Origin of the sequence: Streptomyces sp. NPDC046831 (genome assembly GCF_040645305.1) — a bacterium.
Lineage (GTDB): Bacteria > Actinomycetota > Actinomycetes > Streptomycetales > Streptomycetaceae > Streptomyces.
The window spans coordinates 21,542-38,817 of sequence record NZ_JBEYXZ010000037.1 but is presented as its reverse complement, the minus strand read 5'-3'; the positions used below and the strand labels follow the sequence as shown (position 1 = coordinate 38,817).

The 17,276-nt window shown below is 71.7% G+C and carries 17 protein-coding genes; 10 read left to right on the top strand and 7 right to left on the bottom strand.

Annotated elements, in window-relative coordinates; genetic code table 11:
- Window positions 1-4 precede the first annotated feature (4 nt).
- The 7 genes from nadC (at window position 5) to ABZ920_RS25715 (ending at window position 5,182) form a co-directional block, all read left to right on the top strand.
- A complete protein-coding gene (nadC, locus tag ABZ920_RS25745; protein ID WP_361509469.1) occupies window positions 5-997 on the top strand; it encodes a carboxylating nicotinate-nucleotide diphosphorylase in 993 nt (330 codons plus the stop codon).
- 5 nt (window positions 998-1,002) lie between these two features.
- Window positions 1,003-1,800 carry a type III pantothenate kinase gene (locus tag ABZ920_RS25740; protein WP_361509466.1) on the top strand — a complete coding sequence of 266 codons (798 nt, stop codon included), beginning with the start codon at window positions 1,003-1,005 and terminating at the stop codon, window positions 1,798-1,800.
- 296 nt (window positions 1,801-2,096) lie between these two features.
- Entirely contained in the window at window positions 2,097-2,747 is a 651-nt protein-coding gene (locus ABZ920_RS25735) for a hypothetical protein (RefSeq protein WP_361509537.1), read from the top strand.
- Window positions 2,748-3,134: 387 nt separating this feature from the next.
- A complete protein-coding gene (locus tag ABZ920_RS25730; protein ID WP_361509463.1) occupies window positions 3,135-3,314 on the top strand; it encodes a hypothetical protein in 180 nt (59 codons plus the stop codon).
- A gap of 191 nt (window positions 3,315-3,505) precedes the next feature.
- Window positions 3,506-4,051, top strand: coding sequence for a BlaI/MecI/CopY family transcriptional regulator (locus ABZ920_RS25725; protein ID WP_361509460.1), 546 nt, complete (start codon window positions 3,506-3,508; stop codon window positions 4,049-4,051).
- 9 nt (window positions 4,052-4,060) lie between these two features.
- Window positions 4,061-4,594, top strand: a complete 534-nt coding sequence (locus ABZ920_RS25720) for an amino-acid N-acetyltransferase (protein ID WP_361509458.1) — start codon at window positions 4,061-4,063, stop codon at window positions 4,592-4,594.
- A 249-nt stretch (window positions 4,595-4,843) separates the two neighbouring features.
- On the top strand, window positions 4,844-5,182 hold the full coding sequence (locus ABZ920_RS25715; RefSeq protein ID WP_361509455.1) for an Lsr2 family protein: 339 nt from the start codon (window positions 4,844-4,846) through the stop codon (window positions 5,180-5,182).
- Here the strand turns inward: ABZ920_RS25715 and ABZ920_RS25710 are convergent.
- Window positions 5,161-5,766, bottom strand: coding sequence for an SCO3374 family protein (locus tag ABZ920_RS25710; protein WP_361509453.1), 606 nt, complete (start codon window positions 5,764-5,766; stop codon window positions 5,161-5,163). The two genes, ABZ920_RS25715 and ABZ920_RS25710, sit on opposite strands and share 22 nt — an antisense overlap.
- Window positions 5,767-6,196: 430 nt before the next feature.
- Here ABZ920_RS25710 and ABZ920_RS25705 point away from each other — a divergent pair, with 430 nt between their 5' ends.
- Window positions 6,197-8,722 carry an ATP-dependent Clp protease ATP-binding subunit gene (locus ABZ920_RS25705; protein ID WP_361509450.1) on the top strand — a complete coding sequence of 842 codons (2,526 nt, stop codon included), beginning with the start codon at window positions 6,197-6,199 and terminating at the stop codon, window positions 8,720-8,722.
- A gap of 86 nt (window positions 8,723-8,808) precedes the next feature.
- Here ABZ920_RS25705 and ABZ920_RS25700 read toward each other — a convergent pair whose 3' ends face one another.
- Entirely contained in the window at window positions 8,809-9,489 is a 681-nt protein-coding gene (locus ABZ920_RS25700; RefSeq protein WP_361509447.1) for an HAD family acid phosphatase, read from the bottom strand.
- 452 nt (window positions 9,490-9,941) lie between these two features.
- Between ABZ920_RS25700 and ABZ920_RS25695 the strand changes: the two genes are divergently transcribed.
- A complete protein-coding gene (locus ABZ920_RS25695; protein WP_361509444.1) occupies window positions 9,942-10,673 on the top strand; it encodes a M23 family metallopeptidase in 732 nt (243 codons plus the stop codon).
- Window positions 10,674-10,731: 58 nt separating this feature from the next.
- On the opposite strand, the gene ABZ920_RS25690 is transcribed toward ABZ920_RS25695, so the two are convergent.
- Window positions 10,732-11,328 carry a TetR/AcrR family transcriptional regulator gene (locus ABZ920_RS25690; RefSeq protein WP_361509442.1) on the bottom strand — a complete coding sequence of 199 codons (597 nt, stop codon included), beginning with the start codon at window positions 11,326-11,328 and terminating at the stop codon, window positions 10,732-10,734.
- Window positions 11,329-11,484: 156 nt separating this feature from the next.
- Here ABZ920_RS25690 and ABZ920_RS25685 point away from each other — a divergent pair, with 156 nt between their 5' ends.
- On the top strand, window positions 11,485-13,089 hold the full coding sequence (locus ABZ920_RS25685; protein ID WP_361509439.1) for an MDR family MFS transporter: 1,605 nt from the start codon (window positions 11,485-11,487) through the stop codon (window positions 13,087-13,089).
- Between the two features lie 405 nt (window positions 13,090-13,494).
- Here ABZ920_RS25685 and cseC read toward each other — a convergent pair whose 3' ends face one another.
- The 4 genes from cseC to ABZ920_RS25665 all read right to left on the bottom strand — a co-directional run bounded on the left by cseC (window position 13,495) and on the right by ABZ920_RS25665 (window position 17,139).
- On the bottom strand, window positions 13,495-14,850 hold the full coding sequence (gene cseC, locus ABZ920_RS25680) for a two-component system sensor histidine kinase CseC (protein ID WP_361509436.1): 1,356 nt from the start codon (window positions 14,848-14,850) through the stop codon (window positions 13,495-13,497).
- A gap of 13 nt (window positions 14,851-14,863) precedes the next feature.
- Window positions 14,864-15,568 (bottom strand): two-component system response regulator CseB, encoded by a 705-nt coding sequence (gene cseB / locus ABZ920_RS25675; RefSeq protein ID WP_361509433.1) that lies wholly within the window; start codon window positions 15,566-15,568, stop codon window positions 14,864-14,866.
- Between the two features lie 387 nt (window positions 15,569-15,955).
- Window positions 15,956-16,612, bottom strand: a complete 657-nt coding sequence (locus tag ABZ920_RS25670; RefSeq protein ID WP_361509430.1) for a hypothetical protein — start codon at window positions 16,610-16,612, stop codon at window positions 15,956-15,958.
- A complete protein-coding gene (locus tag ABZ920_RS25665) occupies window positions 16,600-17,139 on the bottom strand; it encodes a SigE family RNA polymerase sigma factor (RefSeq protein WP_361509427.1) in 540 nt (179 codons plus the stop codon). The genes ABZ920_RS25670 and ABZ920_RS25665 overlap by 13 nt, the downstream gene beginning before the upstream one ends.
- Window positions 17,140-17,276: the final 137 nt, after the last annotated feature.

Here is a 17,276-nt window from a genome sequence, read left to right as displayed (position 1 = left end):
ACAAGTGAGCACCGACGACCTTCCCCTCGCCCCGACCGGCGGCTGCGGCGACGGCTGTGCCTGCGGCGCGGGACCGGACGAGGACCACACCGAGTCCGATTACACGGAGTGCGGGCTCGACCCCGCGCTCGCCGAGCTCCTGACCGAGGCCGGGCTCGACCCCGTCGAGGTCGAGGACATCGCCAACGTCGCCATCCAGGAGGACCTCGCCCACGGCGTGGACGTGACGACGGTCGCGACCATCCCCGAGGACGCCGTGGCCACCGGCGACTTCACCGCGCGCGAGGCGGGCGTCGTGGCCGGCCTGCGGATCGCCGAGGCGGTGCTCTCGGTGGTGTGCACGGACGAGTTCGAGGTGGAGCGCCACGTCGAGGACGGCGACCGCGTGCAGGCCGGGCAGAAGCTGCTGTCCGTCACCACGCGCACCCGCGACCTCCTGACCGCCGAGCGCAGCGCCCTCAACCTGCTGTGCCGGCTGTCCGGCATCGCGACGGCCACCCGTGCGTGGGCGGACGCCCTGGAGGGCACCAAGGCGAAGGTGCGGGACACCCGCAAGACGACGCCGGGCCTGCGCTCCCTGGAGAAGTTCGCGGTGCGGTGCGGCGGCGGCGTGAACCACCGCATGTCGCTGTCGGACGCCGCCCTGGTGAAGGACAACCACGTGGTCGCCGCGGGCGGAGTGGCGCAGGCGTTCCAGGCCGTGCGCGAGACCTTCCCGGACGTGCCGATCGAGGTCGAGGTCGACACCCTGCACCAGCTCCGCGAGGTCGTGGACGCCGGCGCCGACCTGATCCTGCTGGACAACTTCACACCCGACGAGTGCTCGGAGGCGGTGGGCATCGTCCACGGGCGGGCCCAGCTGGAGGCCTCGGGCCGGCTGACGCTGGCGAACGCGCGTGCGTACGCCGAGACCGGGGTCGACTACCTGGCCGTGGGCGCCCTGACCCACTCCTCGCCCGTCCTGGACATCGGTCTCGACCTGCGCGAGGCGGAGTAACGGCCATGCTCCTGACGATCGACGTGGGCAACACGCACACCGTTCTCGGCCTGTTCGACGGCGAGGACATCGTCGAGCACTGGCGCATCTCCACGGACGCGCGCCGCACGGCCGACGAACTGGCGGTGCTCCTGCAGGGGCTCATGGGCATGCACCCGCTCCTCGGCGACGAGCTGGGCGACGGCATCGACGGCATCGCCATCTGCGCGACCGTGCCCTCCGTCCTGCACGAGCTGCGCGAGGTGACCCGGCGCTACTACGGGGACGTGCCGGCGGTCCTCGTCGAGCCGGGCGTCAAGACGGGCGTGCCGATCCTGATGGACAACCCCAAGGAGGTCGGCGCGGACCGCATCATCAACGCGGTCGCCGCGGTCGAGCTCTACGGCGGGCCGGCGGTCGTCGTGGACTTCGGCACGGCGACGACGTTCGACGCGGTCTCCGCGCGCGGGGAGTACGTCGGCGGTGTGATCGCGCCCGGCATCGAGATCTCGGTCGAGGCCCTCGGCGTGCGCGGCGCCCAGCTCCGCAAGATCGAGCTGGCCCGGCCGCGCGCCGTGATCGGCAAGAACACGGTCGAGGCGATGCAGGCCGGCATCGTGTTCGGCTTCGCCGGCCAGGTCGACGGCGTGGTGAACCGGATGGCGCGCGAGCTGGCCGACGACCCGGACGACGTCACGGTGATCGCCACGGGCGGTCTGGCGCCGATGGTGCTGGGCGAGTCGTCGGTGATCGACGAACACGAGCCGTGGCTGACGCTGATCGGCCTGCGCCTGGTGTACGAGCGCAACGTGTCGCGCACCTGACGCCGGCGTCCCGACGCCGGAACGGACGGCGCCGCGGGCGGCCCCGCCCCGCCTGCGGCGCTCACGTGGGGGGCTCGTCCTGTCTGTGGCGCGCCCGCGCGGGGGCGCGTCCGCTCGGGTGGCTCGGCGGGGCGTGGTTCTCCAGTGGGCGCCGGCTCGCGCCGTCCGCAGCGCGGCCGTGCGGGGCAGCGGCCGCCCGGGTGGCTCCGTCGCGCCACGCCCGTCCGTTGTGACGAATTTGTCTGATTAGCTCGTATCGTCGGCTCATGCCCACGCCATACGGAACCCGCGGCGGCATGGCCTTCGGCGCGGAGGAGCTGCGTGTGCTCCGCCGCGCTCTCGCCCTCGCCCTCGACCCCCGTCCCGCCTCCGCCCGGGATGTGCAGGACTGTCTCCGGCTCGCCGAGTCGCTCGACGAGGCGATGCGTGAGGGGGCCCGGCTGCGTGCCTTTCTGGTGGCCGACGTCGCCCGGTACCGTGCCGCGCTGCCCGGCACCGTCGCGGGCTATCTCTCGCTGCTGAAGGAGGCGCTGGGCGCCGGGTACCGGCCGGACTCCGACGACCTGGCCGCGCTGCGGGCCCTGCGCGGCAACCCGGCGGCGAGCGCGCTGCTGCGGCGCTGCCAGGGGCCGGCCGAGCCGGACGGGCAGGCCCGCCCCGCCGCGGGGGCGGGCCACCACCGGCCGGTGGCGAGCGTCCCGGCCTGCCGCTCCCCCTTCGCCGCGCTGACCGGCGGCCGGGAGGACGAAGCGGGCGGCGAACCGGCCGAGAAGCCCGCGCGGAAGCCCGGCCGGCGCCCCGGCCCGCAGCGGCCGGGTCCGTCCCCCGACCCCGCGGCCCCGCGGCCCGACCGCCCCATTCCGACCCCGGGTGAGGTCTTCCCGCGCCGCAAGCCCACCCCGCCGCCGGCCGAGTCCCGCCGATCGCACCTGGTGGCGGCCGTCTGAGGGCCCTCCCGCACCCCGCGCCGCCTCGGGTCGCGCACCCGGGGTCACCTCGGGGGCGCGCATCATGTGCCACCCCCGGGTCGCGCACCCGCGTCAGCTCCGGGTCGCGCACCCGGGGTCACCTCCGGGGCGCGCATCACGCGCCACCCCCGGGTCGCGCACCCCGCGCCGTCCTCGGGCCCCGCGCCCCGCACCACGCGCCCGCGCCGCCAGGTGCCCGACGCTCGCGCCGGGGGGCCGGCCCCGTCCGCCGGTGCGGCGCTCCCCGGTAGGCGGGTGCCGCCCCGGGCGGCGCTCCCCGGTAGGCGGGTGCCGCCCCGCGCGGTGCGGTGCCCACCACACCCACCCCTGCCGCTGTCCCGCGGCCTTCCTGGCTACCCTGGACGCATGGACTACGTCTCCGCGCTCCTGCCCCCCGTCGTGATGGCCGTCTTCTTCATCGGTCTCATCAGGGTGATCGTGAAGTCCCAGGGCGGGGCGAACAAGGCCAAGGAGGACGCGGCCGTCGACGCCGCCGTGGCGCGCGCCGAGGGTGTCCGCCAGGCCTCCGCCGGCACCGACGCCTGACCCCGCTCCGGCGCCCCGTGGGCACCGGCTCCTGGCCCCGCTCCGGCGCCGTGCCCGGCGCACGGCGCCGCAGCGACCGGCTCGCGACTCCGCGCCGTACGTCCTTTTTGTTCAGATGTGTGGGCTCCCGTGCTCGTTCGGCACGCCATCGCCGCGCTCGGCCAGTATTGTCTTGAACTGTGCCTCGCCCCTTGGGAGAACTCGAAGACGCGGTCATGACGCGGGTGTGGAAGTGGAACCGCCCGGTGACCGTTCGAGAAGTCCTGGAAGACCTTCAGCGGGAACGCACCATCGCCTACACCACGGTGATGACCGTATTGGACAATCTCCATCAGAAGGGCTGGGTGCGCCGCGAGGCCGAGGGCCGGGCCTATCGATATGAGGCGGTGTCCACACGAGCCGCCTACGCCGCCGCGCTGATGAACGACGCCTGGTCCCAGAGTGACAACGCCGCCGCCGCTCTCGTCGCCTTCTTCGGGATGATGAGCGACGAACAGCGCCAGGCCCTGCGCGACGCCGTACGGATCGTCGAAGGAACGCGAACGCCGGAAGGCGCACCCGAAGGCGCCGGCAGATCCGAAGGGACCGGCAGATCCGAAGCGGCCGGCGGATCGGAAGAGCGGCCCGCGGCCGGGCCGGAAGCGGCCGAAGGCATCGGCCGAGTCCCGGATACCGCCGAAGCCGCCGAAACCGGTGACGAGAACCCCGGCTCGGCGCGGGAGGGACGCGGGCGATAGCGTCCGCCCATGTCCGTGAAGCGCCCCGAAGTCACCACGAAAGCCATCACCGTCCGGCGGGCCCGGACCAGCGATGTGCCGGCCGTGCGCCGGCTCCTCGACGCCTACGTCCGCGAGCGCATCCTGCTCGACAAAGCGACGGTGACGCTTTACGAGGACATCCAGGAGTTCTGGGTCGCCGAACGCGACGACAACGCCGAGGTCGTCGGGTGCGGCGCACTGCACGTGATGTGGGAAGACCTCGCGGAAGTGCGCACTCTCGCGGTGAAGCCGGGCCTGAAGGGCGCGGGCGTCGGGCACCAGGTGCTCCAGAAGCTGCTGCAGACCGCGCGCTGGCTGGGCGTGCGCCGTGTTTTCTGCCTGACCTTCGAAGTCGAGTTCTTCGGCAAGCACGGCTTCGTGGAGATCGGTGAGACACCGGTCGACACCGATGTCTACGCCGAGCTACTGCGTTCCTATGACGAGGGCGTAGCGGAGTTCCTGGGTCTCGAACGAGTGAAACCCAACACCTTGGGCAACAGCCGGATGCTTCTGCATCTGTGATCGATCACGGGCGATGCCCCGCGCCGTGGACGCGGTATTCCGCCGAAGCGGCCCCGCCCGCGTTCCCTATGTCCGATACGCGCACGTTTCCGGGCGGGTCGGCGGGTCGCTCTCTCCCCAGGGGTTTGTGTTTTTCCAGCAAAAGCGGTTTGCTTTCCGACGTACTGCAGTACTGCATATAACAGGGGACGGCGAAACGGCGGATGCCGCGCACCCCCGGCCCTCACGTTATGGATGAAAGGAAATCCGGTGGCACAGAAGGTTCAGGTCCTTCTTGTCGACGACCTCGACGGCGGCGAGGCGGACGAGACCGTGACGTTTGCGCTGGACGGCAAGACGTACGAGATCGATCTCACCACTGCCAATGCGGACAAGCTCCGTGGCCTTCTCGAGCCGTACGTCAAGAGTGGCCGTCGTACCGGAGGCCGTGCCGCGGGCGGGCGTGGAAAGACGCGCGCCGCTTCCGGTGGTGGCAGCCAGGACACCGCGCAGATCCGCGCCTGGGCGAAGGAGAACGGTTACGAGGTCAACGACCGCGGCCGTGTTCCCGCGTCCATCCGCGAGGCCTACGAGAAGGCCAACGGCTGAGCGCACCCGCGCAGCAGCCGGATGCGGTGGCACTGCGTCGCCACCGTGTCCACGAGCCGTACGAGGTCGGGGGCATCCCCAGCGCCCCCGACGGCCGGCAGCGCCGGCAGCGAGGCCTCGACCTCGCGTCCCGGCCGGGGGGGCCGCAACCACGCGGCGGCCCCCTGCGCGCGCTGACGCCCCACCCGGGGCCGTTCCCGGGCCGGCGCCGCGTACGGGGGCGGTGGCGCGTCCATCAGGGCGCCCGCGCCCAGCGCGACCAGGTCCGGCACCAGCCGGCCCCACTCCAGCCACTCCAGCAGCCCGGGCAGCTCCTCCGCGCTGCCCGCTGCCACCAGCAGCCGCATCCGGTCGCCCTGCACGGCCACCGGGGAGCCGGGCCCGAGGCGGCACAGGGCCGCGCGGCCCGCCCGCGCCGGCACGTCCAGGACGTCGAAGCGGCGCCCCACGAGCAGCCGCACCGGCTGCCCCGGCGCCGTCGGCCATCCCAGTTCGTCCTCGTACCAGTGCCGCGTCCGGCCGTCCGGCCCGGACGGATCGCGGGGGCGGGGGACCGAGGAGCCGCAGGGCTGGCTGCCGACCATGTCCGGTGCAACGGCCGGACGCCCCCGCACGTTACGCTGCGTCCCGCCGTGCGAGCGGAGCGTTCCGGTTCCGGTGGCCCGCCGGGGTGTCGGAAGGCGCAAGGTTGTTCGCCCATAGCGGAGGGAACCCGTGCGCACGGCATGGAGTGTCAGTCCCTGCGGGTAAGACATCCCTAGTGGGAGGGGTCGACGCGCGGGAAAGGACGTCTCACGTTCGCCATCGGCGTAGTGGCGACTGGGGTAACGGCCTGGCCTGCGGGAACATCGTCTCGCACCATCGGGTTGGAGCAGATGTCGGCGTTCGGGGTCAGGAGGCCAAGGACGGTGTCGGCAGTTGGAATGAGCGGTCCCCGCTTGCGGGACTAAGCTGCGGAAGGACAGGGAGGGGAAGTTCCCCCCACTGCCTGACCGCTCTGAGGAGCGATTAACGATGTTCGAGAGGTTCACCGACCGCGCGCGGCGGGTTGTCGTCCTGGCTCAGGAAGAAGCCCGGATGCTCAACCACAATTACATCGGCACCGAGCACATCCTCCTGGGCTTGATCCACGAGGGTGAGGGTGTCGCCGCCAAGGCCCTTGAGAGCCTCGGGATTTCGCTCGAGGCGGTCCGCCAGCAGGTGGAGGAGATCATCGGCCAGGGGCAGCAGGCGCCCTCGGGCCACATCCCCTTCACCCCCCGTGCCAAGAAGGTCCTGGAGCTGTCGCTCCGGGAGGCCCTTCAGCTGGGCCACAACTACATCGGCACGGAGCACATCCTGCTCGGCCTGATCCGCGAGGGCGAGGGCGTCGCCGCCCAGGTCCTCGTCAAGCTGGGCGCAGATCTGAACCGCGTGCGGCAGCAGGTGATCCAGCTGCTCTCCGGTTACCAGGGCAAGGAGACCGCCGCCGCCGGCGGGCCTGCCGAGGGCACCCCCTCGACGTCCCTGGTCCTCGACCAGTTCGGCCGGAACCTCACCCAGGCCGCTCGTGAGTCCAAGCTCGACCCGGTCATCGGGCGCGAGAAGGAGATCGAGCGGGTCATGCAGGTGCTGTCCCGCCGTACCAAGAACAACCCGGTCCTGATCGGTGAGCCCGGCGTCGGCAAGACCGCCGTCGTCGAGGGCCTCGCCCAGGCCATCGTCAAGGGCGAGGTGCCCGAGACCCTCAAGGACAAGCACCTCTACACCCTGGACCTCGGCGCGCTGGTCGCCGGCTCCCGCTACCGCGGTGACTTCGAGGAGCGCCTGAAGAAGGTGCTCAAGGAGATCCGCACCCGCGGCGACATCATCCTGTTCATCGACGAGCTGCACACGCTGGTCGGTGCGGGTGCCGCCGAGGGCGCCATCGACGCGGCCTCCATCCTGAAGCCGATGCTGGCGCGCGGTGAGCTGCAGACGATCGGTGCGACCACCCTGGACGAGTACCGCAAGCACCTGGAGAAGGACGCGGCCCTGGAGCGCCGCTTCCAGCCCATCCAGGTCGCGGAGCCGTCCCTGCCGCACACGATCGAGATCCTCAAGGGCCTGCGCGACCGGTACGAGGCGCACCACCGCGTCTCCATCACGGACGAGGCGCTGGTCCAGGCCGCCACCCTGGCCGACCGGTACATCTCGGACCGCTTCCTGCCGGACAAGGCGATCGACCTGATCGACGAGGCCGGTTCCCGGATGCGCATCCGCCGGATGACCGCGCCGCCGGACCTGCGCGAGTTCGACGAGAAGATCGCCGGTGTCCGCCGGGACAAGGAGTCCGCGATCGACTCGCAGGACTTCGAGAAGGCCGCCTCCCTGCGCGACAAGGAGAAGCAGCTCCTGGCCGCCAAGGCCAAGCGGGAGAAGGAGTGGAAGGCCGGCGACATGGACGTCGTCGCCGAGGTCGACGGCGAGCTGATCGCGGAGGTCCTCGCCACGGCCACCGGCATCCCGGTCTTCAAGCTGACCGAGGAGGAGTCCAGCCGCCTGCTCCGGATGGAGGAGGAGCTGCACAAGCGGGTCATCGGCCAGGACGACGCCGTCAAGGCGCTGTCCAAGGCGATCCGCCGTACGCGCGCCGGCCTGAAGGACCCGAAGCGTCCGGGTGGCTCGTTCATCTTCGCCGGCCCGTCCGGTGTCGGTAAGACCGAGCTGTCCAAGGCGCTGGCGGAGTTCCTCTTCGGTGACGAGGACGCGCTGATCTCCCTCGACATGTCGGAGTTCAGCGAGAAGCACACGGTCTCCCGTCTCTTCGGTTCGCCCCCCGGCTACGTGGGCTACGAGGAGGGCGGCCAGCTGACGGAGAAGGTGCGCCGCAAGCCGTTCTCGGTCGTCCTCTTCGACGAGGTCGAGAAGGCCCACCCGGACATTTTCAACTCGCTGCTGCAGATCCTGGAGGACGGCCGCCTGACCGACTCCCAGGGCCGGGTCGTGGACTTCAAGAACACGGTCATCATCATGACGACCAACCTCGGCACCCGGGACATCTCCAAGGGCTTCAACCTGGGCTTCGCCGCCCAGGGCGACACGAAGACCAACTACGAGCGCATGAAGAACAAGGTGTCGGACGAGCTCAAGCAGCACTTCCGGCCCGAGTTCCTCAACCGCGTCGACGACGTCGTGGTCTTCCCGCAGCTGACGCAGTCGGACATCCTGCGGATCGTCGACCTGATGATCAGCAAGGTGGACGAGCGCCTGAAGGACCGGGACATGGGCATCGAGCTCTCCCAGTCCGCCAAGGAGCTGCTGTCCAGGAAGGGCTACGACCCCGTGCTGGGCGCCCGGCCGCTGCGCCGGACCATCCAGCGCGAGATCGAGGACACGCTGTCGGAGAAGATCCTCTTCGGCGAGCTGCGCCCCGGTCACATCGTGGTCGTGGACACCGACGGCGAGGGCGAGACCCAGACCTTCACCTTCCGGGGTGAGGAGAAGGCGGCGCTGCCGGACGTCCCGCCGATCGAGCAGGCGGCCGGCGGAGCCGGGCCGAACCTGAGCAAGGACGCGTAAGCGTCGACGGCACGTGAAAGGGGCCGGTGCCTTCGGGCACCGGCCCCTTCCGCATGCCCGCGTCCGCAGGGCCCGTGTACCGGCCCCTACGAGAGCTGTCCGTCGTAGTCGGGCAGCTTGAACGTCCTCTCGGCGTGGCCGCCGGAGAGGTCGGTGGCGCTGTTGCCGATGTTCGCGATGATCGTGTAGCCCTTGTCCTCGATGGCGGCCCGCTGGGCGGTCTTGTAGTCGGCGACGTTCTTGAACAGGTCGAACAGACCGCGGACGAAGAGGCCGTCCACGTCGTAGCCGTCGTGCTCGAGGTTGTACTTCGTCGGCGCCTTGAGGATGCCCGGGCGGGCCGTGACGAAGAACAGGGCCACACCGTGCTCCTGGGCGTACCGGGCGGCCTCCAGCACGGGCCGGTTGGCCGGCTGGGGGTAGCTGAAGCCGAAGTCGGTCTCCAGGGCGGTGTTGTCGACGTCGAGGACGACGGCCTGCTTCTCGCCCGGCTCGCCGTCCGCGATGCGCTCCTTCAGGTAGGGCAGGGCCTGGTCCATCACCGCCCGGCAGTCCTGCTGCCAGGTCCCGTAGTCCACGCCCACGTCCACGCCCACGCCCACGTCCACGGACGTGGTGGCGGTGGCGTACGCGGTGGCGCCGGCCGTCGTGGCGGGGGCCGTGGTGCCCGTGGAGGCCTGCGCCCCGGCGGGGACGGCGAGCGCCGTGACGACGGCCGTGGCGGCGGCGGTGACGGCGGTGCGGCGCGTCCAGGTGCCTCTGGTCATGAGTCGGGGGGTCCTCTCCGGTCCGTCGCGCTGCGGATTGTTGTGAGCATGCTCGTCGCACAGGGTGGCGGGAGGGGAACCGTGCGATTACCTATTCGTAACTGTGGTGAGACGCAGGCCATATGGGGCCGGTCACAAAAGGAAAGGCCCAAACCCGTCTTTCGGTGACATGGCGCACAGGCACTCCGGCCCGTACTAGGGCGATTAGTGGGTGACCAAGGCCGACAAAAGCGGACTTTCGCCCCTGTCGACCGCGGTGCACCCTGCGTTTTGAGGGGTTTTGCCCTGAATAACCGTGCTGTCGACAACCTGGGAGTTTCGCTCCGACGTACTAGTTTCCGTCGTAGTGGGGGGTTTGAGGGCTGATGTGCCGGCGGGTTACCAAGTAATGGCCATCCGGCGGACGCCTCGTCTGCGGGTGGTTCCCACGTCCCCCACCCGTAGAGGTATTCATGTCCCAGCGCGTCACGCCCCGCTTTGCCCCGGTGTCCAAGATCCGCACCCGCGCCGCCGTCCTGGCTGCCGGTCTCGGTGTCTCGGCAGCACTGGGAGCCGGCGTCGCGGTCGCCGTGGGCGGGCCGGAGGCCGGTACCACCGCCACCACCGTGGCCGCCGCGAAGGCCGTCGCCCCCGCCAAGCCGGTGGCCGCCCAGAAGGCCGCCGCCCCCGTGGAGCAGAAGGCCGCCGTTGCGGCCGCCGTCAAGAAGGCGGTTGCCGCCCCGGTCGCCGTCAAGACGGTCGCCGCGCCCGCCAAGAAGGCCGCCACCTCCTGGGTCCACCCGGTGGCGCACTACACGCTCAGCGCGAGCTTCGCCCAGAACGGCAGCCACTGGGCGCACAAGCACAGCGGCCAGGACTTCGCCGTCCCGGTCGGCACCGAGGTCGTCGCCGCGCACGGCGGCACCGTGGTGAAGGCGGGCCCGAACGGCGCCGGTGACGGCCCCGCGTACGGCAACGCCATCGTCATCCAGCACGGCGACGGCACGTACTCCCAGTACGCGCACCTGTCCCGCGTCGACGTGCGGGTCGGCCAGGTCGTCGCCACGGGCCAGCACATCGCCCTGTCCGGCAACACCGGCAACTCCACCGGTCCCCACCTGCACTTCGAGATCCGCACGACCCCGAACTACGGCTCCGCCGTCAACCCGGCGACCTTCCTGGCCGCCAAGGGCCTGTCCCTCTGACCGGCTGACACCGGACACGTCTCGCCGCCCCGCCGAAACGGTGGGGCGGCGGTCTGTTTCAGGAGGTCCGGGCGCCCTGGTGCGCCTGGGTCACCAGATCGATCGCGACCTCGAGGACGGCCTCGCGCCGGGCCTCGGGGTCGCCTTGCAGGTCATGCATCACGAACATCCCCGCGTGCAGCGTGAACAGGGCGCTGACGGAGCGCACCTGGTCCGTGAGGCTCGCGTCCGGGTCGACGATGATGTCACGCAGCCCGCGCATCCGGTCCTTGAACGTGTCCCCGATGCGCAGGTCCCGCACCGTCGCCTGGTTCTCCTGCATGAAGCGGAACAGCGGTGCGGCGTCGGCGAGCGCCTGGCTGTAGCGGCGGATGATCTCCTGCTTCGTCTCCAGCGTGTGGGGCTGCCCGCTGCCCCATTCGATCAGTGCGTTGATCGGCTGCGTCAGGTCCTCGAAGAGGCTGACGATGATCTCTTCCTTCGTCTTGAAGTGGTAGTACAGCGCGGCCTTGGTGACGCCGAGCCGCTCGGCTATCTCGCGCAGGGAGGTCTTCTCGTAGCCCTGTTCGGCGAAGAGCGCGAGCGCCACGTCCTGGATGCGCTGGCGGGTGTCTCCTCGGCGCTGCCGCCTGGTGCCGTCCATCGTGCCGCCCATCCTTCGTGCTCCTCGTGCTCCTCGTGTTCCCGCGAAAGCTCACCGACCTGCCGCTCCGTGAAACTTACTTGACGCCCGGCTAGTGAGGATCTACCTTCCCGAGTGTAGTGAACTTGCCGGTCGGCAAGTAAGTGGGCGTAGCAGGGGGAGTGACCGATGGCGGACGCGGTGACAGCCGACAAGGACACCGGGCAGGCCGGTGAACAGCCGAGGAGCGTGCGGGTCGTCCTGCTCGCACTGATGATCGCGATGATGCTCGCGATGCTCGACAACATGATCGTGGGCACCGCGATGCCGACGATCGTCGGCGAGCTCGGGGGCCTGCAGCACCTGTCGTGGGTGGTGACCGCCTACACCCTCGCGACCGCCGCGGCCACTCCGCTGTGGGGCAAGCTCGGCGACATGTACGGGCGCAAGGGCGCCTTCATGACCTCCATCGTGGTCTTCCTGGCCGGTTCGGCGCTGAGCGGCATGGCGCAGGACATGGGCCAGCTGATCGGCTTCCGGGCCGTGCAGGGCCTCGGCGCGGGCGGCCTGATGGTCGGCGTGATGGCCATCGTCGGCGATCTCATCCCGCCGCGGGAGCGCGGCAGGTACCAGGGCATGATGGCGGCCGTCATGGCGCTCGCGATGATCGGCGGCCCGCTGGTCGGCGGCACCATCACGGACAACTGGGGCTGGCGCTGGGCCTTCTACATCAACCTGCCGCTCGGTGCGGTGGCGCTGGTGGCGATCAGCGCGGTGCTGCACCTGCCCAGCAAGCGGGCGCAGGCGCGCATCGACTACCTGGGCGCCGTACTGCTGACCGTCGGCATCAGCGCGATCGTCCTCGTCACCACCTGGGGCGGCACCGAGTACGCCTGGACCTCCGCGCGGATCATGGAGCTGATCGGGATCGGCGTCGCCGCGCTCGTCGGGTTCGTGTTCTGGCAGACCAAGGCGGCCGAGCCGATCGTGCCGCTGCACATCTTCCGCAGCCGCAACTTCACCCTGATGTCGGTCATCGGCTTCATCACCGGCTTCGTGATGTTCGGCGCGGTGCTCTTCCTGCCGCTGTACCAGCAGTCGGTGCAGGGCGCCTCCGCGACCAACTCGGGCCTGCTGCTCCTGCCCATGCTCGGCGCCATGCTCGTCGTGTCGATGATCGCCGGCCGGGTGACCACCAGCAGCGGCCGGTACAAGGCCTTCCCGGTGGTCGGCAGCGTCCTGATGGTCGTCGGCCTGTACCTGCTGTCCCTGATGGACACCGGGACCACCCGGCTGACCTCCGGCCTGTACATGGCCGTCGTCGGCGCCGGCATGGGCTGCCTGATGCAGGTGACCATGCTCGTCGCGCAGAACAGCGTGGAGATGAGGGACATGGGTGTGGCGTCCTCCTCCACCACCCTGTTCCGTACGCTCGGCTCCTCCTTCGGTGTCGCCATCATGGGCGCGCTGTTCAACCACCGGGTCCAGGATGTGATGGCCGAGCGGGCCGGCGTGCTGGGATCGAGGATCACGGAGCAGTCCGCGCAGCTCGACGCGGCGAGCCTGGCCAAGCTGCCGGCGGCGGCGCGCGAGGCCTACCAGCATGCGGTGTCCGCCGGCACCCACTCCGCGTTCCTGCTGGGCGCCGTCGTGGCGGTCGTCTCGCTGGTGGCGGCGGTGTTCGTCAAGGAGGTGCCGCTGAAGGGAGCGGGTCCGAAGGCGCCGGAGGCGCCGGAGGACGACGACTCCGCGGGCGGCACCGGGCTGAAGCCGCCGGTGGCCGAGTCGGTCTGACCCGGCGGTGACCGGGCCGGCCGTCCACCGGCCGCGCCCGCGTTCCGAAGCGGCTCGGAAACGCGACGTCCCGACGTCCCGACGTCTCCGGGCGAGGGCCCCGGCGGCTGTCCGCCGCCGGGGCCCTCGTCGTGACGCCGCGCGTACCGTCCCGGGTGCCGGTGCCGGTGCCGGTGCCGGGCGGCGGGGAGCCGCCCGGCCGGAGCGACACCGGTGCGCGCCCGGGCCCGTCGGCCCCGGCGGCTCCGTCTGAGCCCGTCGGGCCCGTCGGCTTCTGTCTGAGCGCGTCAGACAGCGGCCCGGCCGCCGTACGGGCACCCGGAGGGACCGGGCCCGGACGGCGTGCGCCCTGGCGAGGCCGTCCGGCCGCCTGTGGACCCGGCCCCCCGGGACCGGTCCGCGGGCTCACATCCCCTGGGACGGCAGCATCGGGTAGCTGCCCGTGTTCGTCGGTGCGTGTTCCGGCAGCCACAGCACGGCGACCGCGCCCTCGGCCGGCACGTGCGCGGCGGCCCCGGCCGGTCGCACGTTGCGGAAGGTCAGGCGGGCGCCCAGCACCCGCGCCTGGCCCGCCGCGATGGTCAGGCCGAGGCCGTGCCCCTGCCCGGAGCGGTCCCTGCTGCCGGTGCGGAACCGGCTCGGTCCCTCGGCGATCAGTTCCTCGGGGAAGCCCGGACCGTGGTCCCGGACCCGGATGACCCGGCCCTCGACGGTCACCTCGATCGGCGGCCTGCCGTGCCGGGCGGCGTTGGCGAGCAGGTTGAACAGCACCCGCTCCAGGCGCCGCGGGTCCGTCGTCACCTCCGACTCGTGCACCACGCGCACCTCGACGCCCGGGTCCTTGGCCGTCACCCGCCGGGTGACGAAGGCGCCCAGCATGATGTCCTGCAACTCGGCCCGCTCCGAGGCGCCGTCCAGCCGGGCGACCTCCAGTACGTCCTCGACCAGCGTGCGCATGGCCTTCGCCCGGTCCAGGACCAGCTCCGTGGGGCGGCCAGGCGGCAGCAGCTCGGCCGCCGTGAGCAGCCCGGTCACCGGGGTGCGCAGCTCGTGCGCGATGTCCGCGGTGACCCGGCGCTCGGCCTCCAGGCGCTGCTGGAGGGCGTCCGTCATCGCGTCCACGGCGCGCGCGAGGTCGTCGGTCTCGTCCCGTACGACACCGCCGATGGCGTCCCGCACCCGGACGTCCGTCTCGCCCTCGGCGACCCGGTTCGCGGCGGTCGCCGCCTTGCGCAGCCGGCGCGAGAGCTGGCCGCCGATCAGCACGCCGAGCGCGCTGCCGACGAGGACGACCGCGATGGAGCCGATGACCAGGGCCTGGTCGAGGTCCTTGAGGATGTCCGTGCTGCGGTCGGTGAAGTGCGTGTGCAGGGACAGCACGTGCCCGTCCTTGACGGGGACGGCCGCCCATATGTCCGGCACCTCGCCCCCGTGGTCGGTCACATAGGTCGCCCGCCGGCCCTGCCGCACCTTCTCGTGCAGCTCCGGCGGCAGCTCCGGGTCGTCCACCTTGACGCTGGGGAAGTTGGGCCGCCCCGACAGCTCGTAGGCGCGCTGGGCGATCTGCACCCGCTCGTCGGCGAGGTCACGCGCGTTGTCCAGCATCGACACCCGCGCGGCGTTGTGCACGACCAGGCTCAGCGCGACCGCCACCAGCGCGCCGACCAGCGCGATGGCCGCGCTGAGCTTCCACCTGAGCCCCGTGCGGATGTCCGTGCGCCGCAGCCGCCGCGGCAGGGCGCGCCGTGTGATGCCCCACATACTTCCGCCCCGCTCAGGCCTTCAGCTTGTATCCGAAGCCGCGGACCGTCTCGATGCGGTCCTGGCCGATCTTGGTGCGCAGCCGCTGCACGTGGACGTCGACGACCCTCGTGTCGCCGCCCCAGCCGTAGTCCCACACGCGTTCGAGGAGCTTGTCGCGGGACAGGACGGTACCCGGCGCGGCGGAGAACTCCAGCAGCAGCCGCATCTCGGTCGGCGTCAGCGCCACCTGCCGTCCGGCCCGGCGGACCTCCATGCCCTCGGTGTCGACCTCCAGGTCGCCGAAGGCGAGCACGCCGCCGTTCGCCGTGGCGGAACCGGCGTCCGCGCCGCCGCCGCCGCTCGCGTGCCCGAAGCGGCGCAGCACCGCCCGGATCCGGGCGACCAGCACGGCGCCGTCGAACGGCTTGGTCACGTAGTCGTCGGCGCCCGCCTCCAGGCCGAGGACGACGTCGATCGAGTCCGCGCGCGCCGACACCATGATCACCGGCACGGTGGACTCGTCGCGGATGCGGCGGCACAGGCTGACGCCGTCGAGTCCGGGAACCATCACGTCCAGCAGCGCGATGTCGGGCCGGTCCGCCCGGAAGGCCTCCAGCCCCGACAGGCCGTCGGGCATGGCGGTGACCGCGAAGCCGTCCCGCTCCAGGGCGAGCTGCGTGGCCTCGCGGATGACGTCGTCGTCCTCGACGAACAGGACGTGGGTCTGCTCTGCCATCCCGGTGCTCTCAGTCCTCGTGTCGCTTCTCGTGCCGGTGGTGCGTTGGTGCCGTGCCGCCGGCTGTGCTGTCCGTGTCCGTCGTGCCGTTGCCGGCCTCGCCGCTCGCGCCCCCGTCTGCCGTTGCCGGCCCCGCCGTGCGCCTCTTCCGTGCCGCCGCCCGGGCCCCGCCGCCGGGTCTTGCCGTCCGGGCCGGTCGTGGTGCGGTGCGGCCCGGTGCGCCCACTGGGTGGACGCACGGCGGGCGCCTCGCGTTCACCGGGGCGCCCCACCGACGCCGGGTGACGTCCTCGTCAGGTGATCGGTACGAGGGGCCCGATCGGTTCACGCCCCCGCGGCCCTGTCCCGGACGGTCCCCCGCCTGCGCCGGCGTTCGACGGCCGTCCGTCAGCCGTCGGGCGACGGCGCCGGGGTGCCGCCGACGGCGTTGCCGTAGTCGTTGGTCGTGCGGTACGCCTCGGTGAACCGGCCGGAGGTCCAGCGGTAGGTGATCACGTCCTCGCCGGACGGGTTCGACACCGGGTCACCCTTCTCGTACACCTGCTTGGTGACCAGGAGGTCACCGCGGTCTATCTCCGCGTACACCGGCGGATCCTCCGCCCGGAAGACGTTCCGGTACCGGCCGTCCTCCTCGCGGTACACGTACGAGCCGACGCCCACCGCGTCGCCGCAGGTCAGCACGTTGACGACCACGTCGTCGCCGGGGCCCCCGGTCAGGTCGCCGTACGACACGTCCACGGGGTACTCCTCGGCCACGCACGGCTCCAGGTCCCGCTTGACCGCGGCCGAGACCTCCGGGTCCTCCTTGACGAGCCGGACGGCGTCCACGCGCCGCGGGGTCTCGCCGGGGCTCGCCGAGGCGGTGCGCGCGGTGCCCGCCACCCGGTCGGAGTGGGCCGGGCCCTCGTCGCGGGCGCCGGTGCCGCCGGTGCCGCAGCCGGAGGTCAGAAGGCCGAGGGCGGCGAGCACGGATCCGGCCGTGATCGCCGCCTGGAAGGTGTTCCGGGCCCGTGGTCCGGGCCCCGCGCCGGTCAGGCCGCGCAACGCTCCCGCTCCCCACGCTCCAGCGCGCGTGCGTCCAGGTCGCGTGCCTCCAGCTCCTCGCGGAGCCGGGCGAGCGCCCGGTGCAGCGTGCTCTTGACCGTTCCGGCCGACATGCCGAGGGCGGCGGCCGTCTCCTCCGTGGACATCTGCTCCCAGTGTCGCAGCACCACGACACTGCGCTGCTTCGGAGCGAGCACCTTCATGACGTCCATCAGCAGGGCGCGGTCGGCGTGCTGTTCGGTGGAGTCGTCGACGCACGCGTCCGGGAGCTGCTCGGTCGGGACCTCCTCCAGCTTCCGGGCCCGCCACCACTCGGTCCGGGTGTTGATCATGACCCGGCGCAGGTAGGCGTCCGCGAGGCGCTTGTCGGCGATGCCGTCCCAGCGGCCGTACGTGCGCACGAGCGCGGTCTGGAGCAGGTCCTGGGCGTCGATCGGGTCCGGCACCAGCCGGCGTGCGCTGCGCAGCAGCGCCTCCTGCCGGGTACGCACGTACTCCTCGAACTCGAGCACCTCGCCCTGCGCCATGATCGACCGCCTCCGATCCCCGTTTCCGGCCCGCTTGCCGCCGGTTTCCCGCCTCGTGCGGACGGACTGTGGTCGGCAGCCGTCCGGTGCCCGTCGGGCACGTACTAGAAGGTAGGGAGGCGTTGTCACGGCGCTGT